22 protein-coding genes are annotated in these 22,290 nt (G+C 51.2%); 14 read left to right on the forward strand and 8 right to left on the reverse strand.

Translation table 11 applies throughout. The features are described from left to right. Positions 1 to 92 precede the first annotated feature (92 nt). Positions 93 to 1,322 carry an N-acetylmuramoyl-L-alanine amidase gene (locus tag ACTJI9_RS04695; protein WP_440806361.1) on the reverse strand — a complete coding sequence of 410 codons (1,230 nt, stop codon included), beginning with the start codon at positions 1,320 to 1,322 and terminating at the stop codon, positions 93 to 95. Between the two features lie 925 nt (positions 1,323 to 2,247). Here ACTJI9_RS04695 and ACTJI9_RS04700 point away from each other — a divergent pair. The 8 genes from ACTJI9_RS04700 to ACTJI9_RS04735 all read left to right on the forward strand — a co-directional run bounded on the left by ACTJI9_RS04700 (position 2,248) and on the right by ACTJI9_RS04735 (position 11,184). After that, complete coding sequence (locus ACTJI9_RS04700) at positions 2,248 to 5,175, forward strand: Rne/Rng family ribonuclease (RefSeq protein ID WP_440806364.1); 2,928 nt, start codon at positions 2,248 to 2,250, stop codon at positions 5,173 to 5,175. 171 nt (positions 5,176 to 5,346) lie between these two features. Beyond that, positions 5,347 to 6,756 carry a M48 family metalloprotease gene (locus ACTJI9_RS04705; protein ID WP_307284380.1) on the forward strand — a complete coding sequence of 470 codons (1,410 nt, stop codon included), beginning with the start codon at positions 5,347 to 5,349 and terminating at the stop codon, positions 6,754 to 6,756. 48 nt (positions 6,757 to 6,804) lie between these two features. Continuing rightward, a complete protein-coding gene (locus ACTJI9_RS04710; RefSeq protein ID WP_115052176.1) occupies positions 6,805 to 7,596 on the forward strand; it encodes a DsbA family protein in 792 nt (263 codons plus the stop codon). Between the two features lie 114 nt (positions 7,597 to 7,710). Then, positions 7,711 to 8,151 carry a type II 3-dehydroquinate dehydratase gene (aroQ, locus tag ACTJI9_RS04715; protein ID WP_115051656.1) on the forward strand — a complete coding sequence of 147 codons (441 nt, stop codon included), beginning with the start codon at positions 7,711 to 7,713 and terminating at the stop codon, positions 8,149 to 8,151. 39 nt (positions 8,152 to 8,190) lie between these two features. Beyond that, positions 8,191 to 8,658, forward strand: coding sequence for an acetyl-CoA carboxylase biotin carboxyl carrier protein (gene accB, locus ACTJI9_RS04720; protein WP_115051657.1), 468 nt, complete (start codon positions 8,191 to 8,193; stop codon positions 8,656 to 8,658). Positions 8,659 to 8,686: 28 nt separating this feature from the next. Further along, positions 8,687 to 10,048 (forward strand): acetyl-CoA carboxylase biotin carboxylase subunit, encoded by a 1,362-nt coding sequence (accC, locus tag ACTJI9_RS04725; protein ID WP_115051658.1) that lies wholly within the window; start codon positions 8,687 to 8,689, stop codon positions 10,046 to 10,048. A 14-nt stretch (positions 10,049 to 10,062) separates the two neighbouring features. Continuing rightward, positions 10,063 to 10,677: a leucyl/phenylalanyl-tRNA--protein transferase gene (gene aat / locus ACTJI9_RS04730; protein ID WP_307284371.1), complete on the forward strand. Its 615-nt coding sequence runs from the start codon at positions 10,063 to 10,065 to the stop codon at positions 10,675 to 10,677. Positions 10,678 to 10,761: 84 nt separating this feature from the next. Then, positions 10,762 to 11,184 (forward strand): VOC family protein, encoded by a 423-nt coding sequence (locus tag ACTJI9_RS04735; protein WP_115051659.1) that lies wholly within the window; start codon positions 10,762 to 10,764, stop codon positions 11,182 to 11,184. Between the two features lie 7 nt (positions 11,185 to 11,191). Here ACTJI9_RS04735 and ACTJI9_RS04740 read toward each other — a convergent pair whose 3' ends face one another. The 5 genes from ACTJI9_RS04740 to gatB all read right to left on the reverse strand — a co-directional run bounded on the left by ACTJI9_RS04740 (position 11,192) and on the right by gatB (position 14,677). Further along, positions 11,192 to 11,563, reverse strand: a complete 372-nt coding sequence (locus ACTJI9_RS04740; protein WP_307286496.1) for a DUF2155 domain-containing protein — start codon at positions 11,561 to 11,563, stop codon at positions 11,192 to 11,194. Between the two features lie 147 nt (positions 11,564 to 11,710). Continuing rightward, a complete protein-coding gene (locus ACTJI9_RS04745) occupies positions 11,711 to 12,109 on the reverse strand; it encodes an NADH:ubiquinone oxidoreductase subunit NDUFA12 (protein ID WP_337353865.1) in 399 nt (132 codons plus the stop codon). A gap of 70 nt (positions 12,110 to 12,179) precedes the next feature. Further along, complete coding sequence (locus tag ACTJI9_RS04750; RefSeq protein WP_440806369.1) at positions 12,180 to 12,668, reverse strand: N-acetyltransferase family protein; 489 nt, start codon at positions 12,666 to 12,668, stop codon at positions 12,180 to 12,182. Continuing rightward, positions 12,665 to 13,174 carry a GNAT family N-acetyltransferase gene (locus tag ACTJI9_RS04755; protein WP_115051663.1) on the reverse strand — a complete coding sequence of 170 codons (510 nt, stop codon included), beginning with the start codon at positions 13,172 to 13,174 and terminating at the stop codon, positions 12,665 to 12,667. Before ACTJI9_RS04755 ends, ACTJI9_RS04750 begins: the two co-directional genes overlap by 4 nt. Continuing rightward, positions 13,175 to 14,677 carry an Asp-tRNA(Asn)/Glu-tRNA(Gln) amidotransferase subunit GatB gene (gene gatB / locus ACTJI9_RS04760; protein ID WP_115051664.1) on the reverse strand — a complete coding sequence of 501 codons (1,503 nt, stop codon included), beginning with the start codon at positions 14,675 to 14,677 and terminating at the stop codon, positions 13,175 to 13,177. It abuts the gene before it with no gap. A gap of 191 nt (positions 14,678 to 14,868) precedes the next feature. On the opposite strand from gatB, the gene ACTJI9_RS04765 reads away from it, so the two are divergent. From ACTJI9_RS04765 to ACTJI9_RS04790, 6 genes are all read left to right on the forward strand, one after another. Continuing rightward, the gene (locus ACTJI9_RS04765) at positions 14,869 to 15,360 is read left to right on the forward strand and encodes an anthrone oxygenase family protein (RefSeq protein ID WP_440806371.1); all 492 of its coding nucleotides are present in this window, start codon (positions 14,869 to 14,871) and stop codon (positions 15,358 to 15,360) included. Positions 15,361 to 15,564: 204 nt separating this feature from the next. Beyond that, the gene (locus tag ACTJI9_RS04770; RefSeq protein WP_115051666.1) at positions 15,565 to 15,822 is read left to right on the forward strand and encodes a YjhX family toxin; all 258 of its coding nucleotides are present in this window, start codon (positions 15,565 to 15,567) and stop codon (positions 15,820 to 15,822) included. A gap of 172 nt (positions 15,823 to 15,994) precedes the next feature. After that, on the forward strand, positions 15,995 to 18,226 hold the full coding sequence (gene purL, locus ACTJI9_RS04775; protein WP_440806373.1) for a phosphoribosylformylglycinamidine synthase subunit PurL: 2,232 nt from the start codon (positions 15,995 to 15,997) through the stop codon (positions 18,224 to 18,226). 12 nt (positions 18,227 to 18,238) lie between these two features. Then, the gene (locus ACTJI9_RS04780; RefSeq protein WP_008120822.1) at positions 18,239 to 18,472 is read left to right on the forward strand and encodes a BolA/IbaG family iron-sulfur metabolism protein; all 234 of its coding nucleotides are present in this window, start codon (positions 18,239 to 18,241) and stop codon (positions 18,470 to 18,472) included. Positions 18,473 to 18,587: 115 nt separating this feature from the next. Further along, entirely contained in the window at positions 18,588 to 18,920 is a 333-nt protein-coding gene (grxD, locus tag ACTJI9_RS04785; RefSeq protein ID WP_115051668.1) for a Grx4 family monothiol glutaredoxin, read from the forward strand. 274 nt (positions 18,921 to 19,194) lie between these two features. Next, complete coding sequence (locus tag ACTJI9_RS04790) at positions 19,195 to 20,400, forward strand: multidrug effflux MFS transporter (protein WP_440806922.1); 1,206 nt, start codon at positions 19,195 to 19,197, stop codon at positions 20,398 to 20,400. Positions 20,401 to 20,423: 23 nt separating this feature from the next. On the opposite strand, the gene ttcA is transcribed toward ACTJI9_RS04790, so the two are convergent. After that, a complete protein-coding gene (gene ttcA, locus ACTJI9_RS04795; RefSeq protein WP_440806376.1) occupies positions 20,424 to 21,281 on the reverse strand; it encodes a tRNA 2-thiocytidine(32) synthetase TtcA in 858 nt (285 codons plus the stop codon). 54 nt (positions 21,282 to 21,335) lie between these two features. Next, positions 21,336 to 22,265, reverse strand: a complete 930-nt coding sequence (locus ACTJI9_RS04800; protein WP_115051670.1) for a glutaminase — start codon at positions 22,263 to 22,265, stop codon at positions 21,336 to 21,338. Positions 22,266 to 22,290 lie beyond the last annotated feature (25 nt).

Below are 22,290 nucleotides of genomic sequence, written 5' to 3' on the forward strand. Positions count from 1 at the left end.
TGTGACAAAGGCAAGGACAACCCATCTGCGTTCACAATTTAAATACTAATTGTGGAGTTTCGGCAACGCACGCATGGATGAACTCACACGGCCTAATTCTGCGCGCCAGCAGTCTTTAATCCGGAAAATGCAGCGACTGCCGTTGCAAGTCTAGTTGCTACATGGGCGCGCCATGCCGGATCAAGCATAAGTTTTTCATCTTCAGCGTTCGACAAGTAGCCGATTTCAACCAGCACGGAAGGCACATCGGGGGCGCGCAAGACCTGAAATCCTGCAAATCTGTGCGGATTATTGATCATGTTCACTTCTTTTCTGAGCGAATCCACCACGTTTTTGGCAAACCTCAGTGAAAAATTATGGGTTTCACGCCGCGTCAGATCCATAAGGATATCGGCAATCTCCGGCGCCTCACCGTCAAATGTAATACCTGCCACTGCATCGGCTCGATTTTCTCGATCCGCCATAGCGCGCGATTCGGCGTCAGAAGCCTTGTCGGAAACAGTATAAACCGTGGCACCGCGAATATTGCTCCGATTGATCGTATCCGCATGCAGCGAAATAAACAGATCCGCCTCATATTGGCGCGCAACACGAACCCTCTCGGTAAGCCGCAGGAATGTATCGTCCGTTCTGGTCATTTCGATGCGCATACCGGGTATTTTTGCAAGCTCGTCGCGCAATTGCTGGGCAAACATCAGCGTAACATTCTTTTCCATGATGCCGCCCGCGCTTTCCGCGCCACTATCGATGCCGCCATGCCCCGGATCAATGACCACGGTAAAAGGCTTGGCAGTTTTGTTCGTTTCGTCCGGCGTAGCAGCGACGACCCTATCCCGCGTTGGGGTGCTTTCAGTAGACGCGGTGGTAGCGTTCTGTGTTCTCAGATCTTCAGCAAATTTTCTATCTGAAGACGCGACGAGATCGGCAACCAGCCGGTAGCCAGGACTATTGTCGTTCTTGATGACATCAATACGCTCTACGGCGAAGGGACCCTTGAGGGAAAAAATGAGCCTGGAACGCTCCGAATCGAGCATTCCATAACGCACATCATCTACAAGCCCCCGTGATTCAACGGATTTTTTATCGAAGGCAAAAACGGTCTTTGGCATGTCCACGACAAGCCTGTGCGGATGGTCAAGCAACATGGTTGAGATATCGGGTTCACGGTCAAAATTGATAACAACGCGTGTGCGCAACTCATCACCAGCCGCCTGGTAGGTCAGAGCAGCCAATCCATCGGACGCATAAGAACTTCCAGTCACCGATATAAAAATGAGTAAGCCTGCAAATGCGGCTACAACTATCCGACAGATCACATTCATCTCTTTACCGATCGAGACCAACTGGGGCGAATATCCCCGCGGGCGCCTCTTCTGTATCAGATCAGGCAGGTGCCTGCACCCCGCAGGGGCCATATCCTACAATATTAGGTAGAGAGCTATGGTTAATATTGTCTTATGGGCCGCATCCCGCACATTGAATCCTTCTTTGTTCAAATAGAATTTAAACAGGATCAGTTCCAACTCGCGGATGGCAAGACAGACGACCGTCCATGGTGCGAAGCTAAACCGAACATTCGGTCCAAATTCTCTTCCAAAGAACGATCCTGTTTAAACAAGAAAGACACTAGAATGACACGATTATGAAGAAGCCCTTGTCATAATGCAGCACACCTCCTAAAAGCAAAGGTGGGTTAGTTTCATGCCCCTTGGAATCAGGAACTTTAATGTCACGGCTAAGACCGGATGACAAAAGTACATGATCTGGAGTGGCGAGAGCGATTTCGCTGTGGCTAACCGAAAAAGAATTTGGCGCGAGCGGACAGGGAATGTCTGTAGCGCTTTTTGTGAACGGCAGATCGCCCGGACAAGGCGCATCACGCCAGCCCTATCAAGGGTGTTACCGCATGATTCAGAAATCTACGATTTTTGAATCATGCAGAATCTTAAGTTTGTTACTGCGTCCTTAGTGCGTTTAAGGACGCACGACGCAGTAACGGGTCGGCACAGCGTGAAAAGCGTGCCATTCATGAGGTCGTTTCGTCAGGAACAGGAATGTTTGTAACAGACAGTATCATAACCGGCTTGCAAGCCGCGGTTGCCTCAGGGCAGCTTCGCGCGACGCCAGTTTTGTCTGTTCCTGCGAACTTTAATAAATCCGGCAAATGTGAACTCCCCGCGCCAGGAGCCCCACGGGCATCCTGGCTGTTGAGGGTTGCCAGCGTTTTAGCCGGGGAGAACAGATATAATGTCGGACAAAATGCTAATCGACGCCTCCCACCAGGAGGAAACACGCGTTGTCGTGGTTCGCGGCAATCGAATTGAAGAATTTGATTTCGAATCAGAACACAAGAAACAAATCAAAGGTAATATTTATCTTGCGCGAGTAACGCGCGTAGAGCCGTCTCTTCAGGCAGCTTTTGTGGAATATGGCGGCAACCGCCATGGTTTCCTGGCCTTTAGCGAAATTCACCCGGATTACTATCAGATCCCGGTTGCAGATCGTCAGGCTTTAATCGAAGCGGAAGCGGAAGCAGCCAGCCAAGATGAAGATCATGACGAAAACGCCAGCGAACAACGCACACGTGATCGTAATGATCGTGGCTCGCGTAATCGGCGGCGCGGACGCCGCGGTTCGCGTCAGGGCGACGATGCTGCAAAACTAGAGTCCGGCGATTCGGATGATAACACTGTGGCCGGTGAAGTCAGCGATGTTTCTGAAACATCTGAACAGCCCCACGTCGATCTGGAAGATAGTGATTCATCTGATGACGGCAACGGTCAGACCATGGCTGCAGCCATTGAGACGGACGTTATTTCAGAGGCAATCCAGTCTGATTTGGATGACGTGTCCCACGATGACGACAAGATCGTGGAATCGGAAGGTGGTCAAACACGCTCCAGGCGTTCACGCCACCGTTCGAACGACGATAAAGAGGAAGCACATGATGAGCTCGACGAAGTCGAGTCCGTTGGAGCCGAAGATGCCATGGAAGAGGTTCCAACGCATCAGCGCTTTCAGCGCCGTCAGTATAATATTCAGGACGTTATCAAGCGTCGTCAGATATTGCTGGTTCAGGTCGTTAAGGAGGAGCGCGGCAACAAGGGTGCTGCCCTTACAACCTATCTATCTCTAGCCGGGCGCTATTCTGTGCTTATGCCAAATACTGCCCGCGGCGGTGGTATTTCACGCAAGATTACCAGCATTCAGGACCGCAAGCGCCTCAAGGATATAGTCAAGGATCTTGAAGTACCGAAAGGTATGGGTGTTATCCTACGCACTGCGGGCGCCATGCGCACGAAGCCTGAAGTCAAACGCGATTATGAATATTTGATGCGCCTTTGGGAAAATGTGCGCAGTCTTACTTTAGCATCCAGTGCACCTACCCTCGTTTACGAGGAAGGCAGCTTGATTAAGCGCTCAATCCGGGATCTTTACAATAAAGACATCACCGAGATTCAGGTGGCTGGCGAGAATGGCTATCGCGAAGCCAAGGATTTCATGCGCATGCTTATGCCGAGCCATGCAAAGGTTGTGCAGCCTTATCGTGACATGACGCCAATCTTTGCCCGCAATGGGATTGAGGCGCAACTCGACCGCATGCTGCAGCCGCAAGTTACGCTGAAATCGGGTGGCTATATTATCATCAATCAGACGGAAGCTCTGGTCGCGATTGATGTCAATTCCGGTCGCTCGACCCGAGAACATTCAATTGAAGACACAGCGCTCCAGACAAATCTTGAAGCAGCAGATGAAATAGCGCGCCAATTGCGTCTGCGCGATCTCGCCGGCCTCATCGTTATCGACTTCATCGATATGGAAGAAAACCGCAATAATCGTGCGGTTGAAAAGCGGATGAAGGATTGTCTTAAAGATGATCGCGCCCGCATCCAGGTTGGACGGATCTCGCATTTCGGATTGCTCGAAATGTCTCGCCAGCGCATCCGCGCCAGTGTTCTGGAAAGCACGACACAGGTTTGCGCCATGTGTGGTGGCACGGGCCATGTTCGTTCCGCTTCATCAATAGCGTTACATGTTATGCGTTCAATTGAGGAATACTTGCTGCGTCATTCGCAGAACAACATCATTGTCCGCACAACAGTTGCAACGGCACTTTATGTATTGAATCAGAAGCGTCAAAATCTTGCAGATCTTGAAGCTCGCTTTGGTTTGACTATCAGTATTGAGGCCGATGATAGCGTCGGTGCCCAGCATTTCGCCATCGACAAGGGTTCCTTGGCGGTCGGTCCAATTGTACCCCTCTCGGAAACGCAGGCACTTAATATCGCTGAAGATTTTGATGAGAGTGACCCGGTCATCGAAGAAGTTGACGACGAAACCGAAACCGTTTCGACTGAAACTTCGCGTTCAGACGATGATGCATCGCGTAAGCGTAAGCGTAAGCGGCGGCGGCGCGGCGGTCGTGATCGCCACGAAAACGGCGGTTCTGAACAAAGTGATCAGCCAATCGGCGAAGACGACTCCGATGATGCCGAGCAGCCACCTGTAGAGGGTGAAAACGCTGCTCAGGCAGCAGCCCGTGAAGAAGAAAATGAGCGTCGCAAGAAACGTCGTCGTGGACGTCGCGGCGGGCGCAAGAACAAGCGCTTTGATGAGGGTGACAATGTAAATCGTCCCCTTGTAAATGCGGTGCCGGACGCCGAACCTGTTTTTGTCTCGATCCCTCTTCCAGATTTCTCCAAAGCCAAGCTTGCGGATGTTTCTGTTGTGATCGCAGAAGCGCCGGTAGTTGCCCCCGAAAACTCGGAAACGGTGGCCGCTGAAGCAATTGCTGCTGAAGAAACGCCGGTAAAAGCACCCACCAAGCGTCGTTCGCGTGCCAAAGCGAGCCCTGAAAAGGTTGAGACTGTTACTTCTGAAGTGCCTGCAAACGAAGCGGATGCAGAGACTCCGGCGAAGCCGAAGCGTGCGCCACGCAAACCTAGAAAAAAGGCTGAGACCACTGTTGTCGACGATGCTGTTGTTACGGAACCTATTGCCGCAGCGCCGGAGCCGAAGATCGAGCCGACACCCGAACCCGCAGTTGAGGCTGCACCTGCACCCAAAAAAGTTGAGGACAGCACGCCTGTCGTCACTTCTACTGGAAAAGATAAGAATGCTGATAACGAACCAGCTCCCAAAAAAGGCTGGTGGCAAAAGAAAGGCTTCTTTTAGAAACCCAAAAAATTCTTAGAATGAAGAGAAACCGGCAAATAGCCGGTTTTTCTTTTTGGCAAATATTTCATAAAAAAAATCAAACTTTACCTAAATAAACCTAGTTTTCACATTTCAAGGAGCTTTTGAGAGTGCTCTTTCTTTCAAAGATTGATTTGGGTACGAATAGATATGATCGTATTACAAAAGACAGTTTTGTTTGGGTCCATCGCGAGTTTTATGCGCGGAGCCGTTGCCGTCGTCACAGCCAGTGTGGTTGGTATAATTCAGACTGGCAATGCATTCGCCCAGTCATCCTCTGTACCCATTGTTCGCGACGCTGAAATCGAGGCACTGGTCACAGACTATGCCGCACCGATTATCAAGACGGCTGGCCTCGGCAAACAGTCGATTAAAATCGTTCTGGTCAATAGTCCCAGCTTTAACGCGTTTGTCGATGGCCGACGCATATTTATCAATACCGGTGCGCTTCTTGAAGCCGAAACACCCAATGAAATCATCGGTGTATTGGCCCACGAGACAGGTCATCTGGCCGGAGGTCATCAGTTCAAACTGCGCGAACAGCTTGCAGCAGCAAAGACAATGGCCGTTGTTGCCGGGTTATTAGGCATTGGGGCTGCAATTGCCGGTGCTGCCAGCAAGCAAAGTGGTTTGGCTCAGGCTGGCGGTGGTATTGCCATGGGTGCTCCCGAAGCTGCAATGCGCAATCTTCTAAACTATCAGCGTACTGAAGAAATGGCCGCTGATCGTTCCGCGATTACCTATCTGGCAAATACTGGTCAGTCTGCCAAAGGCATGTTGACGACATTCGAACGTTTCTCGAATGCGTTGTCCCTTACGGGAACGCGGGTTGATCCATACCGTATCAGCCATCCCATGCCGCGTGAACGCATTGCCAATCTAGAGACATTGGCGCGGGGAAGTCCGAATTTCGATAAGAAGGACAGCCCGGCGCTGCAACAGCGGCATGATCTTATGCGGGGCAAAATTGCCGCCTATACCGCCGGAGGAGCCAGAGTCCTTCAAACATTCCGCAAAGACCCAACCAATATTGGCGCGCGTTACGGAGACGCAATTGCGACTTTTCTAAATGGCTCTACAGAGTCGGCGCTCAGCAAGATCAATGCGTTGATTAAACAGCAACCCAAAAACCCCTATTTCGAAGAAATTCGCGGCGAAATATTATTGAAACAGAGCAAGCTTGATCAAGCTGCGAAAGCTTTCCAGAGGGCGAGCGACCTGGATCCGAGAAAGTCGAGTCTGATCAGGATGAATTACGGGCGAACATTGATGCTTACCGGGAAGCCCGATAATTTGAAAATCGCGGTGAGCGAGTTGAAGGCAAGTATTGGCCGCGACCGCGAATCACCCACAGGCTATGCTTATCTGGCGCAAGCTTATGGACAGCTTGGGGATGCGGCACGTTCCGATTTAGCGAGCGCTGAGGAAAAATACTATTCCGGGAAAATTCAAGACGCTCAAATCTTTGCGATCCGCGCCCAACGCGCCTTGCAAAAGGGCTCGCCCGAGTGGATACAAGCGCAAGACATAATCAATGCCAAGCGCGGTAAGAGCAAGTGATCTGCCAAGGGCAGGCAATCTGCCTACGGAATGAAAAGGACGAATAACATGACAAAAGCCCCACTCATCGGCATTGCCGCCGGGCTTATTGGTATCGGCGCTTTGGTATTGGGTTATCAAGCGGGCCGCTCGGAAATCGCGCTTGCTGCGCCTGAACCAGTAGCTATCGCAGCGCCCGCAATCGACCGCGCCGAGGTTGAGGGTATTGTCAGGAACTATCTGATCAACAACCCGGAGGTTATGATCGAAGTTCAAACAGCACTTAATGAAAAACAGGAAGCGGCTCAGCAGGCAGCTTCTACAGAAATAATAAGTGAAAATAACAACAAGATTTTTCAATCGCCGATGGATGCTGTTTTCGGAAATCCGAAGGGCGACGTTACGATAGTGGAGTTTTTCGATTATAATTGCGGCTACTGCAAAAAGGCCCTGCCAGATATGGACGCGCTCCTTAAAAGCGATCCCAATCTCCGATTTGTCATGAAAGAGTTTCCAATTCTTGGTCCGGATTCCACACGCGCTCATCTTGTTGCGAAGTCTTTTAAAACTCTGATGCCTGAAAAATATCTTGAATTTCACCGAGACCTTCTTGGCGCGGAGGGGCGCGCGACAGAAGAATCTGCGATGGCAATCGCCGTTAAACTGGGAGCCGATGAGGCCAAGATGCGCGAAACAATGAAGCAGCCCGAGATTGCCAATGCTTTCCGCACCAATTTCGAATTGGCGCAAAGCCTGAGCATTACCGGCACGCCCTCTTATATTATAGGCAATGAAGTTGTCCCCGGGGCACTGGGAGCAGACGCATTGGCGGAGAAAATCAGCCACATTCGCAACAAATAATTGTTGCTTCTTGCCAAAACGAATTGTGGACAAGCAATAAGGCGTATTTGCAGGCTTTCCGCGTGGCCGTAAGCCGTCTATATGGGACCAGAACCTTTAACCTGCCCGGTAAACATGAAACAGCAAGTCTTCATCCTCAACGGCCCAAATCTCAACATGCTGGGAAAGCGTGAACCCGGGATTTATGGTGCAACGACATTGAGCGATATCGAAGCGATGTGCCGAGCTGAGGGCGAGGTTCTCGGTGTGGACATCGAGTTTCGCCAATCCAATCATGAAGGTGATCTGGTAAACTGGATTCAGGAAGCGGGAGAGCGCCGTGCTCTGGTGCTGATAAATCCCGCGGCCTACACGCATACTTCCATTGCGCTGCATGATGCTATTCGTGCTGCTGGTGTTACCCTAGTGGAAGTTCATATTTCAAACATTCACGCGCGCGAGTCATTCCGCCATCACTCTTACGTTTCCTCTTTGGCCAAAGGGGTGCTATGTGGCTTTGGAGTTGATGGCTATGTCATGGGTTTACGCGCACTCATCAAGCTGGCGCCGCAGTAATCGGCATTCGCCAAACAGTAATAAGGGGCTTGAACAAGCATGGCTACCAAAACCAACGGGATCGATAAGGTCATGATCCGCGATCTTGCGGAAATCCTGAACGAGACAGACCTTACAGATATCGAAATTGAACAGGGCGATCTTCGCATTCGCGTATCGCGGCAAATAACGATGCAGGCGAGTGCTCCTGTTTACGCACAGGCTCAGGCACCGGCGGCGGTTGCGCCCCCGGCTTCCGTGGCTGCGCCTGCTACTCCAGCCAGTGACCCATCGAAGAATGCGGTTCCTTCGCCCATGGTTGGCACAGTGTATTTGTCTCCTGCCCCTGGCGCTCGCGCATTTATCGAGGTTGGCACTCAGGTCAAGGAAGGTCAGACACTCCTGATCATCGAAGCCATGAAGACGATGAACCAGATCGCCTCACCTCGCGCTGGCACGGTTACCTCGATCCTCGTTTCAGACAGCCAACCGGTTGAGTATGGCGAGTTTCTGGTCGTTATCGAATAGACGGAACCGTTATTAGATCGAGAGCGCAATGTTTCAGAAAATACTCATAGCCAATCGCGGTGAAATTGCCCTGCGCGTGCTTCGCGCATGTAAAGAGCTTGGCATTCAAACGGTTGCCGTCCATTCCACCGCCGACGCAGATGCCATGCATGTACGGCTCGCCGACGAAAGCGTCTGTATTGGACCGCCGCCTTCACGTGATAGCTACCTGAATATCCATCAGATCGTTGCTGCATGCGAAATCACCGGGGCAGATGCAATCCATCCCGGTTATGGCTTTCTTTCGGAGAATGCAAAGTTCGCAGAAATTCTTGAAGCGCATAACATTACCTTCATTGGACCGACCGCAGCTCATATCCGTATCATGGGCGATAAAATCGAAGCCAAGCGGACTGCAAAACGTCTTGGTATTCCCGTCGTCCCTGGCTCTGATGGCGGCGTGACGGATGACGCTGAAGCAGCGCGTATTTGCGCCGAGATCGGTTATCCGGTCATCATCAAAGCTTCGGCTGGTGGCGGTGGTCGCGGCATGAAGGTCGCGCTCAACGAGGACGAGCTTTCAGTTGCTCTGTCGACTGCACGTTCTGAAGCTGGCGCAGCTTTTGGCGATGATGCGGTCTATATTGAAAAATACCTACAGAAGCCACGCCACATCGAAGTTCAGATCATGGGCGACGGCTTCGGTAATGCCGTGCATCTCGGTGAACGTGACTGTTCGCTACAGCGCCGCCACCAGAAGGTATGGGAAGAAGCAAACTCTCCTGCCCTGAATTCCGATGCACGCGAAAAGATCGGTATGATCTGCGCCAATGCCATGGCCGATATGGGCTATCGCGGTGCGGGTACGATCGAGTTTCTTTATGAGAATGGCGAGTTCTATTTCATCGAAATGAACACACGCCTTCAGGTTGAGCATCCAGTGACCGAAGCCATAACCGGCATTGATCTTGTTCACGAGCAGATACGTGTTGCCTCTGGCGGCGGCCTTTCAGTCAAGCAGGAAGATATCCGTTTTTCTGGCCATGCGATTGAATGCCGGATCAACGCAGAAGATCCTCGGACGTTCACGCCGTCTCCAGGCAAGATCACGCATTGGCACACGCCGGGCGGGCTTGGTATCCGCGTCGATTCGGGTGTCTATACGGGTTATAAAATCCCGCCATATTATGACAGCCTCATTGGCAAGCTAATCGTGCACGGCCGCAATCGCGTCGAATGTATGATGCGTCTACGCCGTGCGCTCGATGAATTTGTCGTCGATGGGGTTAAGACAACCCTGCCCCTTTTTCAGGATTTGATTAACAACCCTGACATTGCCAATGGCGACTATGATATTCATTGGCTTGAAAAATATTTGGCTGGTGATGCTCCAGTTACGGCCGAAGAATAATTCAAGGCGTAAGCATGGCGGGTAACAACCCGGAAAAATCATTGATACTGGACCCCGAATTGCTGCTTCGTGCATATGCAACCGGGGTCTTTCCTATGGCAGAAGAGGCGGACAATCCGGAAATCTTCTGGGTTCGCCCTGAAAAGCGCGGTATTATCCCGTTTGAAAACTTCCACGTCTCACGTAGTCTGCGCAAAACGGTGCGTAAGGCACTTTTTGATATTCGCTATGATACGGATTTCGCCGGCGTAATCGATGGTTGCGCAAGTGGTAGCGGCGAGCGTGCTCGCACGTGGATAAACCAGCCAATTCGCGAAGCCTATGGCAAGCTGTTCAAGCTTGGCTATTGTCATACGGTCGAAGCCTGGCGCGATGGCCGGCTCGTGGGTGGACTTTACGGAATATCTCTTGGTTCTGCCTTCTTTGGCGAAAGCATGTTTTCACGAGAGCGTGATGCTTCAAAGGTCTGTCTCGTTCATCTGGTTAGCCATTTGATCGAAAAGAACTTCACGCTGCTGGATACACAGTTTACCACCGATCATCTTGAGACGTTTGGCGCTGTTGAGGTACCCCGCCGCCAGTACCAGAAGATGCTGGAGAATGCGCTCACCCAGCCTGCTGAGTTTTGACCTAAAATTATTTTCGTCACGGAGTAAGATTTATAGTTTCTCATTCGTCCTTTGACCGGGAATGAACCCAACAGGAGAACTCTGATGAAAATCAATGCTTATCTCAATTTCGATGGAAAATGCGAAGAGGCTTTCAAGTTTTATGAAAGCGTTCTGGGCGGTAAGATAGAAGCGATTATCCGCTATGATGAAATGCCGGAGGGCGGAGACTTTCCACCTGAATCGGCAAAGAACGTCATGCACGCCTTATTGACGATAGGCGACAATGTATTGATGGGATCGGACGCACCGCCGCCCTATTTCCAAAAAGCACAAGGCATGACGGTCGCGATCAATGTTGACACGCCTGACGAAGCAAAACGTTTGTTTGCAGATCTTTCAAAGGATGCAGAGGGCGTGATGATGCCTCTTGGTGAGACATCATGGGCTCAGCAGTTTGCAATGTTTACAGATCGCTTTGGTACACCGTGGATCGTTAATTGTGCGAAACCAATGCACACAGCATGAAATGAATCTAGCTTTTGTCGGGCGCGGGTATGTCCGACTTTAGCTTACAAGATTTTAGCCAGACGTCATAGACCGGGTGCTCGACAGCGTTCAGCCCCGGGCTATCCGCGAACATCCAACCAGAAAAAATCTTGCGAATTTTCCGGTCTAGCGTGATCTCATCCACTTCCACGAAGGTGTCAGTTTTTGGTGCTTCCGTGTCGGGACGCGTGTAACAAACGCGGGGCGTCAATTGTAATGCGCCAAACTGCACTGTCTCGTTGATGTAGACATCAAAGGTTGTGATCCGCCCGGTGATCTTGTCGAGGCCGGAAAATACGGCAATTGGGTTAGCAATCTTTTCCTGAGCCAACCCCACAGTAGGATAGCTCGCAACCATGGCGATACCCGCAAACAGTACGCTGACAATTTGAGAGAAGGGAAAGAACTGGGTCAGACGGATCATTTCACTTCCGGTTTAGCGGGACGACAAAGGGGGCATTTCCCCCTCGTCGATAAAGATTAATTGTGGCGACAAAAAATCAGCCTAGCTGCCTGGTGTCCAAGCATCGTAATCGCCAGTAACAGTCGGTCGATTATCGCCATGGGCGATCGAACCCTTTGGCCGGTATGCCGCAGAAGAGCCCGTCAAATTCTGCTGATGATTCTTTTCCCACGGATGTGGCTGGTAATCTTCCTGAGAAGGCGCTGTCGCAACGCGGTGATGCATCCATCCATGCCATCCGGCAGGAATAGCAGAGGCTTCCGCATATCCGTTATAAATTACCCAACGGCGCTTACGTCCTTCTGAGTCAAATGTACCTTCGTAATAGACGTTGCCAAACTGGTCCTCACCGACCTTCGTACCCTTGCGCCATGTAAAGAAACGCGTGCCGATAGTCTGACCGTTCCACCATGTGAAGATCTGTGTGATGAGGTTTTTCATGGCAATCCTGCTTGCAACGAAGTCATTTTGTTACCGGGTTTATGGCCGTATCATTGGCTGATAGCAAGGGTCAAGTTGACGCTGGACCTGCTTGTAGATTCAACTTGAAGCCCGCATGAGATTTCTTGAAACCCAGCCGCTCATAAAAACGGTGGGCATCCTGTCTCTGATTGTTCGATGTCAATTGTGCTGAAGCAGCACCCCGTTGACACCCGATCTGAAGACAATGTGTAATTAATAGCGCTCCAATGCCCTTGCCGCGCATATCGGCGCGGGTTTGAACCGCTTCGATGATCATGCGCTTGCTTCCACGCCCAACAAGTGACGTTACGAATGTCACTTGTGCCGTTGCAACAATTTCACCGCTCATGATTCCAACAAAAATCAGATCATTCGGGCTATTTTGAATTGCAGCAAAGGCACTCTCATAGATGGGAAGAGCGGAAATATCCGTGGTGTCATTATGGCCGCCAACAACATCATCTGCAAACAATGCAACAAGCGCAGGCAAATCCTCAATCGTTGCTTCCCGAAAGCTCAAATCACTTTCGATGTTCATGGCGCCAGTTCATACCCAGTCAAAGACTTTTCGAGAACGATTACCGAAATGCCCGAATTGGGTTGGCCCCAATCATCGATCTTAGTGCTGGTTTTCTCAAACCCTCTGCTCTCATAAAACTCAACAGCATTCCGATTCTTGTCGATTACTTCCAGCTGTAAAGCGAATACACCGGGAAATGCACTTTCAACCTCGGCGAGCAACAGAGAGCCGACACCTTTTTTCTGATGCTCGGGATGAACATAAAGCTGATTCAGGATCGAAAGCTTGTGATCTTTTTGCGAAGCATAGGCCATACCGAGAATGTCGGCGCCATCATCCGCAATAATGAATTCCGAGTAAGGCTTGGCCAATTGTTTTTTGAGTGCCTCCAACGAGTGATAGCGAGATGTGATCTCGTTGACCCTTTCAACGCCGTAGACATCGTCATAGGTCGCATGCCAAGTTTCGACCAGCAAGTCGTGAACAGCGTTCAGATCTTCCTTGGTTGCGCTGCGAACCCACATTTATTCTGTTATCCCAAGCTTGGCTTTGACTAGATCGCTGAGAACCTGCGGGTTGGCTTTGCCGCCCGTCGATTTCATCACCTGCCCGACGAACCAGCCTGCAAGGCTGGGCTTAGCCTTTGCCTGTTCGACCTTATCAGGATTTGCAGCGATGATTTCATCAACGGCCCGTTCTATGGCTCCGGTATCCGTGACCTGTTTCATGCCTCGGCTTTCGACCACTTCTCTTGGATCGCCGCCTTCGTTCCAGATAATCTCGAACAGATCCTTGGCAATCTTACCGGAAATCACGCCTTCCTTGATGAGGTCAATTATCGCCCCGAGCTGATCCGGTGAAACTGGCGATTCTTCAATGCCTTTTCCTGCCTTGTTCAAGGCTCCGAGAAGATCATTAATTACCCAGTTGGCTGATAACTTGCCATCACGACCTTTGGCAACCGCTTCATAATAATCGGCAATCGCCTTTTCAGTAACAAGAATAGAAGCGTCGTAAACGGATAGCCCAAGACTGGATACCAGCCGCGCTTTCTTGTCATCAGGTAATTCCGGCAGATCAGCCTTCAACTCGTCAACATAGGCCTGCGTGAATTCGAGCGGCAGCAAATCTGGATCGGGGAAGTAGCGATAATCATGCGCCTCTTCTTTCGAACGCATCGAACGTGTTTCGCCCTTGGACGGATCAAACAGTCGAGTTTCCTGATCGATGGAACCGCCATCTTCGAGAATAGCTATCTGGCGGCGGGCCTCATATTCGATCGCTTGACCGACGAAGCGGATGGAATTCACATTCTTGATCTCGCAGCGCGTGCCAAATTCCCCGCCTGGCTTACGGACAGAAACGTTAACGTCGGCCCGCATGGAACCTTCATCCATGTTTCCATCGCAAGTGCCCAGATATCGCACGATAGTACGCAACTTGGTCAGATAGGCTTTGGCCTCGTCCGACGAGCGCATATCGGGTTTGGATACGATTTCCATCAACGCAACGCCAGAGCGGTTTAGATCCACATAAGACATTGTGGGGTTCTGATCATGGAGCGACTTGCCAGCATCCTGTTCCAAATGCAGGCGCTCAATACCGATTTCTATATCTTCAAACTCGCCTTTCTTATCGGGACCGACTGAAATGATCATCGTGCCTTCGCCGACGATTGGCTGCTTGAACTGTGAAATCTGATAGCCTTGCGGCAAATCAGGATAAAAGTAATTCTTACGGTCGAATACGGATTTCAAGTTGATTTGCGCTTTCAGGCCAAGACCGGTGCGAATAGCCTGGCGCACACACCATTCATTGATGACCGGAAGCATGCCGGGCATAGCAGCATCTACCAGCGATACGTTCTCATTGGGGCCAGCACCGAATGTCGTGGATGCACCGGAAAACAGCTTTGAATTAGACGTTACCTGGGCATGGACTTCCATACCGATGACGATTTCCCAATCGCCTGTGGCACCTGAGACAAAACGCTTGGGTTCGGGCGTGCGGGTATCAACAAGAGTCATGCTGGTCTGTCGTTCCTGGCTGAAAATATCTGAATACTGGCTAGTGCAATCCGGCTTATGAGGCAAGTGATTCTGACGTTTTCGGTCGGGATGTTCGTATCTTCCATCACCCCGCATATAGTTATACGCTCGAAACGTTCAACGACCAGTACCACCACAATCATAGCGACGGGAATTTGGGAGAAGAGATAATGATCATGCTTTTGCCCGTTCTAACGATGCTTGCTGCCTTGGGAAGCGGCATCATGGCTGGCCTTTTCTTCGCATTCTCCAGCTTCATCATGACGGCATTTTCAAAACTTCCGCCCGAACAGGGCATTGCGGCAATGAATTCAATCAACGTGACAATCCTAAATGCTACATTTGGCATGGCCTTCTTCGGTACAGCCCTGCTTTGTATTGTGCTGGGCATTGCCAGCATCGTGTTTTGGTCGCAGCCAGGTTCTGGGTGGTTGCTCATAGGTAGTTTGCTTTACCTGATCGGCGTCATCGCTATTACCGTAGTGTTTAATGTTCCACTCAATGATGCGCTTCAAGCCATCTCACCGGCGAGTCCGGAAGGCACGGCACTGTGGACACGTTATTTTGCAGAGTGGGTGCCATGGAATCATGTACGCACCTTTGCCAGCACAGGATCGTTAATTGCGTTTATTCTGGCCTATGGGAAGCTGAACGCTGTCTAACAAGGTTGCACTCTTTGACAGCCACTCTGCACACCATTATATAAACGCCATCCACGATGGAGTTTTTATGTTCAATCAGTCTGAGTCCCGCTAAAGCCCCGACTTCTTTGAAGTCAGGGGCATGAAAACAGGAGCCCCGAGCCAATTCAAACCGGCTGCGGATGTGTTCTCATGGGCATTTGCCCGTTTTCCAGGACTCAACAAATGGACATTTCGCGCGATGAACAGCGCATTCTTCACTTGCTCGCTCAAGGCGGTAAAATTCTGCTTGAAAAGGACGAGGACAAAACCATTCGGGATATCATCTGCCTTACACGCGATGGTGCCCGCTATACTGCCTGCAATTTAAGGCTGTTTCGCAAACTGAAGCAAAAAAAGGCCATAGCCTCTTCGGGCGGTGGACCTTATCGGGTAACGCGACGGGGCCTGCAACTGGTCCGGTCGGAACTCGACAATCGCTGAAACTGAGGGCTGGTGGCGGAAAACCGCCGCCAGCCCCTCACAGCGTCACGTACCAGGCTTGATCGGGTATTTTTCAGTGGTTCCCTGTTCTTTTTTCTCTCAAACATGGTGTATTCCCATTGCAAATTGCTCTAAGAGAACCGCTTAACACACAACGGAACTGATATTGCTCATGGGTCTTTCCAACACTGTTCAGATCACACCGGAACTAATCGCCTCGCACGGGCTGAAGCCGGATGAATATCAACGCATTCTCGATCTGATCGGACGCGAGCCCAGCTTCACCGAGCTTGGTATTTTCTCCGCCATGTGGAACGAGCATTGTTCCTACAAGTCGTCCAAGAAATGGCTTCGTACATTGCCGACGACCGGTCCCCAGGTTATCCAAGGTCCCGGCGAAAATGCTGGCGTCGTAGACATTGGTGACGGCGATTGCGTGGTTTTCAAAATGGAAAGCCATAACCACCCCTCCTATATTGAACCCTATCAAGGCGCTGCAACAGGCGTTGGCGGTATCTTGCGTGATGTATTCACCATGGGTGCCCGCCCGATTGCTGCCATGAATGCATTGCGCTTCGGCGAACCTGCACATCCCAAGACCCGTCATCTTGTATCGGGCGTGGTTGAAGGCGTTGGCGGATACGGCAATTCCTTCGGAGTGCCGACCGTAGGTGGCGAAGTCAATTTCGACGCGCGCTATAATGGCAATATTCTTGTAAACGCTTTTGCTGCCGGTTTGGCCAAAACCGATGCGATTTTCCTGTCGGAAGCCAAGGGTGTTGGCCTTCCTGTCGTTTATCTCGGAGCAAAAACCGGACGCGACGGCGTTGGCGGCGCAACGATGGCTTCTGCCGAATTTGACGAGTCAATCGAAGAGAAGCGCCCTACCGTTCAGGTTGGTGACCCCTTTACTGAAAAGTGTCTGCTGGAAGCGTCACTTGAATTGATGGCTTCGGGCGCTGTTATCGCTATTCAGGACATGGGCGCTGCGGGCTTGACCTGCTCTGCTGTTGAAATGGGCGCCAAGGGCAACCTCGGTATTGAACTCAATCTGGACAAAGTTCCCGTACGTGAAGAGCGTATGACCGCTTATGAGATGATGCTGTCCGAAAGCCAGGAGCGCATGCTTATGGTTTTGCGCCCGGAAAAAGAAGAAGAAGCCCAGGCCATTTTCAAGAAATGGGGACTGGATTTCGCCATCGTAGGGCATACAACCGACGACCTTCGCTTTCGCGTCATTCATCAGGGCGAGGAAGTTGCCAACCTCCCCATCAAGGATCTCGGCGATCAGGCTCCGGAATATGACCGCCCATGGATGGAACCGGGCAAGCACGCTCCGCTGCCAGCTTCAAACGTTCCACAGGTTGAAGATTATAACGCAGCATTATTGCAGATGCTTAATTCGCCAGATTTGTCATCGCGCCGCTGGGTGTACGAGCAATATGACACGCTCATTCAAGGCAACTCACTACAATTGCCGGGTGGCGATGCAGGCGTGGTTCGCGTCGAAGGTCATCTTACCAAAGCACTCGCATTTTCATCAGACGTCACGCCGCGTTATTGCGAGGCTGATCCATATGAAGGCGGCAAGCAGGCTGTCGCTGAATGCTGGCGCAATCTTACAGCTGTCGGCGCCGAACCTCTCGCCGCCACCGATAATCTCAATTTTGGTAATCCGGAACGACCGGAGATCATGGGCCAGTTGGTTAAAGCTATTGGCGGCATAGGCGACGCTTGCCGTGCGCTCGCCTTCCCGATCGTTTCGGGCAATGTCTCACTCTATAATGAAACAAATGGACAAGCCATTTTGCCAACCCCGACCATTGCTGGCGTCGGACTGATCCCTGATTGGTCCAAGATTGCCAAGATAGGCGGCATGGCAAACGGAAATATCTTGATCCTCATCGGCACAGACGGCAGCCATCTTGGGCAGTCGATTTATTTGCGCGATCTTCATGGTCGCTCAGATGGACCGGCTCCCAATGTCGATCTCGCAGTCGAGAAGAGGAATGGCGATTTCGTCCGCTCCGCAATACGCAATGGCCAGGTTACTGCCTGCCATGACTTATCGGATGGCGGACTTGGCATCGCTCTGGCCGAAATGTGCATGGCGTCTGGCAAAGGTGCATCCGTTTCGGTTGGTGAAGATGCCCCGCATGCCCTGCTCTTTGGTGAGGATCAGGCTCGGTATATTATCGCCGTGCCCGCCGATATGGCAAACTTCGTAACGCTCAATGCTGAGGGCTCGGGCATTCCGTTCCGCAAGCTTGGCGTCGTAGAGGGCAATGCATTGACGATCGGAGAGTTGGTCTCCATATCAGTAGCAGACCTGACAAATGCCCACGAATCGTGGTTCCCTGACTATATGAACGGTCCGGCGAACCAAAAAGATCAGGCCGCCTGAGGAGAACGACACATGGCAATGGACGCGCGTGATATCGAAAAAATGATTCAAGACGCCATTCCCGATGCGAAGATTACCATCCGCGATCTGGCGGGTGACGGAGACCACTATGCTGCTGAGGTTGTCGCTGAGAGCTTTCGGGGCAAGTCACGAGTTCAGCAGCACCAGATGGTCTATGATGCATTGAAGGGCAATATGGGCGGTGTGCTGCATGCCCTCGCCCTGCAGACCAGCGCACCGGAATAAACCAATTCGGGAACACCGAGCCTTGTTTTGCCAGAATTGAAGCGCTATTTGTTAGGAAAGTTCAATTTTGACCAGCGATGACGATTCGTCGTGTTTGGTAGGAAGGTTTGCCGAAATGAGCGGTATTAGCGAATTTATCGATAACGAAGTGAAGAGCAACGATGTTGTTCTGTTCATGAAGGGCACCCCAGGGTTTCCCCAGTGCGGCTTTTCCGGTCAGGTTGTGCAGATACTTGATTATGTTGGCGTGGATTATAAAGGCGTGAATATACTGACCTCCGACGAATTGCGTCAGGGCATCAAGGAATATTCTAATTGGCCGACCATCCCGCAACTTTATGTTAAGGGCGAGTTTGTTGGCGGCTGTGATATTATCCGCGAAATGTTTCAGGCTGGCGAACTACAATCCCTCTTTAGCGAAAAAGGTGTTGCCACCAAGGCAGCCTGATTACGCAAATAAATCAGTCAGTTCCGCGGTTTAGCGGAATTATGTTCTAAAGGCGTCGGATATACCGACGCCTTTGTCGTTGTTTAAGGTTCCGTAGGAACTCAAGAGATGACAGCACGATGGTGTGTTTTGAGCGGTTAATGAAACGAGCGTCAGGCCCGTTAACCGATTGCAAGGGCGACCCGGCGGTCATCGCTCGGGCATTTTATAGATGATGTTTGCAGGTTCGAAAATGAAAACCCCCTCGACAGGATTAACTCCCAAACTTGGCGCAATGACCAAGATTGAGTTTATCGCAATGATGGCAGCGCTCATGGCGCTTAATGCCCTTGCAATTGATATTATGCTGCCAGGATTGCAGGAAATCGGTGCCAGCCTTGGCGTTGCCAGCGAAAATCATCGTCAATATGTAATTTCAGCCTATCTCATGGGCTTCGCGGTTTCGCAATTATTCTATGGTCCAATTTCTGATCGTTTTGGTCGCCGCAAACCTATGTTCGTTGGTTTGGTGATTTACATTCTGTCCGCGCTAGCATGCGTATTTGTGCCGAGTTTCGCCTCCTTGCTATTTTTTCGCTTGCTTCAAGGCATCGGATCGGCAGCCACACGCGTCATCACGATTTCGATCGTTCGTGACGTATATGGCGGCCGGATGATGGCAGAGGTCATGTCTCTCATCATGATGGTATTTATGGTCGTTCCAGTCATCGCCCCGGGCACGGGGCAAGCAGTCATGCTGTTTGGAAACTGGCATCTCATCTTCATTTTCATGGCAATTATCGCAGCTGCCGTGATGTGCTGGTTCTATATCCGTCTCCCAGAAACACTTGATCCAGCCGACGTGCGGCCGTTTACATTGCGATCGGTCAGCCGGGGCTTCATCATCGTTCTAACGAACCGTGTGGCTCTTTGCTATACACTAGCGAGCGCATTCATTTTCGGCGCTCTTTTCGGCTTCATCAATTCTGCCCAGCAAATTTACGTCGGCATTTATGAGCTCGGCGTATGGTTTCCGGTAGCGTTTGCGGGTGTCGCTGTAACTATGGCATTCTCGTCATTCGTCAATTCGCGTTTCGTCGGTCGTTTTGGCATGCGCCGCCTCTCTCACGGGGCGCTCCTGGCCTTTCTGACGGTCAACGGCTTCTGGCTGCTGGTTACATTATTTGGACCACACCCAACGCCGTTTGTGATCTATTTCCTGTTTTTCGCTGTGGCCATGTTCCAGTTCGGCTGGATCGGTTCCAACTTCAATTCGCTTGCCATGGAACCGCTGGGGCATGTAGCGGGCACAGCCTCATCGGTCCTTGGCTTTATGGGAACAGCCGGTGGCGGCGCAATTGGCGCATTGATTGGACAGGCTTTTGATGGCACGACAACGCCGCTGGTAGCAGGCTTCTTCGTGCTTTCATTAATCGGGCTGGTGTTTGTTCTCATTGCCGAGCGGGGCAAATTATTCAAGCCACACAATCAACCCGTTTAAGGTCTTAGCAAACCCGGGCATGTTCATTCGCCGGGGTTTGCCTTCGGTGACAGTCCTGTAAAATCGAAAATCTTGCGGTCCAGCAGATGGCTTGGACGTGTGTTGGCAAGGGCGCGAATCATAATCTCCTTGCGCCCTGGCATGCGTTTTTCAATGTCGGAAAGCATTGCCTTCATCATGTTTCGCTGAAGTCCGTCCTGACTTCCGCACAGGTCGCAAGGTATGATGGGAAATTGCATCGCCTGTGCAAATTTTTCCAGATCGTCCTCAGCACAATAGCTTAAAGGCCGAAGCAGCATCAGATCACCATCATCATTCAATAATTTCGGAGGCATTGCCGCGAGCCTGCCACCGTGGAAGAGATTCATTAAAAACGTTTCGAGAATGTCTTCCCGATGATGCCCGAGAACCAATGCCGAACAACCTTCCTCCCGCGCTACCCGATAAAGATGGCCACGCCGCAACCGTGAACACAGCGAGCAATAGGTCTGGTTTTCGGCAACCTTTTCTGTGACGATTGAATAGGTGTCTTTATATTCAATACGATGTTGAATTCCGTTTCGTGTCAGAAAATCCGGCAAAATATGTTTCGGAAAATTGGGCTGGCCCTGATCCAGATTGCAAGCAACAAGCTCGACCGGCAGCAGTCCGCGCCACTTCAAATCAAGCAACAGTGCTAGAAGCCCATAGGAATCCTTACCGCCCGAAAGCCCAACAAGCCAACGTTCGCCCGGATTGATCATGGCAAAATCTTCAAGTGCCTGTCGTGTAATGCGCAGCAGACGCTTGCGCAATTTGTTGAACTCAACTCCGGGCGGCGCATTCAGAAACATAGGATGGCAGCCGGAATCTTGGGCAATATCCAGATCATGAACAGTCATGGGAACACCTCATTTCACCTTCATTGCCCATAAATGCAGGCGATGCAGACCTTGTTATTGTCCGAATACCGACCAGCCGGTCCGTTGTGCCAAAAGTTCTAGCGCTGCCGAACCCAACTGCGAATTGCCGTTTTCGTTCAACCCCGGAGACCATACTGCTATCGAAGCCTTACCGGGTGCAATGGCCAGAATTCCTCCACCAACGCCGCTCTTGCCGGGAAGACCTACGCGATAAGCAAAATCGCCAGAACCATCATAATGACCACACATGAGCATCAGAGCATTGATCCGGCGTGCGCGGCTGGGGGAAACCACACTTCCACCACTCAAAGGATTGCGACCAGCCGACGCAAGATAGAGTCCGGCATGGGCAAGTTGGTGGCAAGACATCGCCACCGCGCAGTGATGGAAATAAACGCCGAGCACGTGCTCGGCGGGGTGATTGAGATTGCCGAACGATCTCATAAAATTTGCGAGCGCAACATTGCGATACCCGGTATTTGTCTCCGAACGCGCGACATTGTGATCAATCGCTATTGTATCATCGTCGGCCAACTGACGAATAAATTGCACGATCTCGCCGATGGCTTCTTTAGGCACATGCCCCGCCAAAACTACATCTGCCACCGCAATTGCGCCAGCATTGATGAAGGGATTACGCGGCTTTCCCTTTTCTTGCTCAAGCTGCACAATGGAATTAAACGAATTGCCTGATGGCTCACGGCCAACTCTTTTCCACAGCCCATCGCCAATCTTGCCGAGCGCCAAAGTGAGCGTGAAAACCTTTGAGATACTCTGGATCGAAAAGGCTGTAGCCGCATCGCCGGCAGAGTAGAGTTTTCCATCGGTCGTGACCAAAGCTATGCCAAACTGCCTTGGGTCCACTGTCGCCAACTCGGGAATATAATCAGCAAGCTTGCCTTCCCCGATCCTGTCTGAAAGATCGTGATAAACACTATCAACAATGGATTTTAGGTCAGTCATTCCCGCATCCTCTATGATTCTGGCA

Source organism: Phyllobacterium sp. 22552, assembly GCF_052044585.1.
Taxonomy (GTDB): Bacteria; Pseudomonadota; Alphaproteobacteria; order Rhizobiales; family Rhizobiaceae; genus Phyllobacterium; species Phyllobacterium ifriqiyense.

What these genes read in the sequence shown, in the direction of transcription:
- purL (WP_440806373.1), top strand. Translation starts at nt 15,995, where the DNA reads ATGGGTCTTTCCAACACTGTTCAGATCACACCGGAACTAATCGCCTCG.
- ACTJI9_RS04710 (WP_115052176.1), top strand. Translation starts at nt 6,805, where the DNA reads ATGACAAAAGCCCCACTCATCGGCATTGCCGCCGGGCTTATTGGTATC.
- grxD (WP_115051668.1), top strand. Translation starts at nt 18,588, where the DNA reads ATGAGCGGTATTAGCGAATTTATCGATAACGAAGTGAAGAGCAACGAT.
- ACTJI9_RS04705 (WP_307284380.1), top strand. Translation starts at nt 5,347, where the DNA reads ATGATCGTATTACAAAAGACAGTTTTGTTTGGGTCCATCGCGAGTTTT.
- ACTJI9_RS04790 (WP_440806922.1), top strand. Translation starts at nt 19,195, where the DNA reads ATGACCAAGATTGAGTTTATCGCAATGATGGCAGCGCTCATGGCGCTT.
- ACTJI9_RS04755 (WP_115051663.1), bottom strand. Translation starts at nt 13,174, where the DNA reads ATGTGGGTTCGCAGCGCAACCAAGGAAGATCTGAACGCTGTTCACGAC.
- ttcA (WP_440806376.1), bottom strand. Translation starts at nt 21,281, where the DNA reads ATGACTGTTCATGATCTGGATATTGCCCAAGATTCCGGCTGCCATCCT.
- ACTJI9_RS04735 (WP_115051659.1), top strand. Translation starts at nt 10,762, where the DNA reads ATGAAAATCAATGCTTATCTCAATTTCGATGGAAAATGCGAAGAGGCT.
- ACTJI9_RS04770 (WP_115051666.1), top strand. Translation starts at nt 15,565, where the DNA reads ATGGACATTTCGCGCGATGAACAGCGCATTCTTCACTTGCTCGCTCAA.
- accC (WP_115051658.1), top strand. Translation starts at nt 8,687, where the DNA reads ATGTTTCAGAAAATACTCATAGCCAATCGCGGTGAAATTGCCCTGCGC.
- accB (WP_115051657.1), top strand. Translation starts at nt 8,191, where the DNA reads ATGGCTACCAAAACCAACGGGATCGATAAGGTCATGATCCGCGATCTT.
- ACTJI9_RS04780 (WP_008120822.1), top strand. Translation starts at nt 18,239, where the DNA reads ATGGCAATGGACGCGCGTGATATCGAAAAAATGATTCAAGACGCCATT.
- ACTJI9_RS04750 (WP_440806369.1), bottom strand. Translation starts at nt 12,668, where the DNA reads ATGAACATCGAAAGTGATTTGAGCTTTCGGGAAGCAACGATTGAGGAT.
- aroQ (WP_115051656.1), top strand. Translation starts at nt 7,711, where the DNA reads ATGAAACAGCAAGTCTTCATCCTCAACGGCCCAAATCTCAACATGCTG.
- ACTJI9_RS04800 (WP_115051670.1), bottom strand. Translation starts at nt 22,265, where the DNA reads ATGACTGACCTAAAATCCATTGTTGATAGTGTTTATCACGATCTTTCA.
- gatB (WP_115051664.1), bottom strand. Translation starts at nt 14,677, where the DNA reads ATGACTCTTGTTGATACCCGCACGCCCGAACCCAAGCGTTTTGTCTCA.
- ACTJI9_RS04740 (WP_307286496.1), bottom strand. Translation starts at nt 11,563, where the DNA reads ATGGTTGCGAGCTATCCTACTGTGGGGTTGGCTCAGGAAAAGATTGCT.
- ACTJI9_RS04700 (WP_440806364.1), top strand. Translation starts at nt 2,248, where the DNA reads ATGTCGGACAAAATGCTAATCGACGCCTCCCACCAGGAGGAAACACGC.
- ACTJI9_RS04745 (WP_337353865.1), bottom strand. Translation starts at nt 12,109, where the DNA reads ATGAAAAACCTCATCACACAGATCTTCACATGGTGGAACGGTCAGACT.
- ACTJI9_RS04765 (WP_440806371.1), top strand. Translation starts at nt 14,869, where the DNA reads ATGATCATGCTTTTGCCCGTTCTAACGATGCTTGCTGCCTTGGGAAGC.
- aat (WP_307284371.1), top strand. Translation starts at nt 10,063, where the DNA reads ATGGCGGGTAACAACCCGGAAAAATCATTGATACTGGACCCCGAATTG.
- ACTJI9_RS04695 (WP_440806361.1), bottom strand. Translation starts at nt 1,322, where the DNA reads ATGAATGTGATCTGTCGGATAGTTGTAGCCGCATTTGCAGGCTTACTC.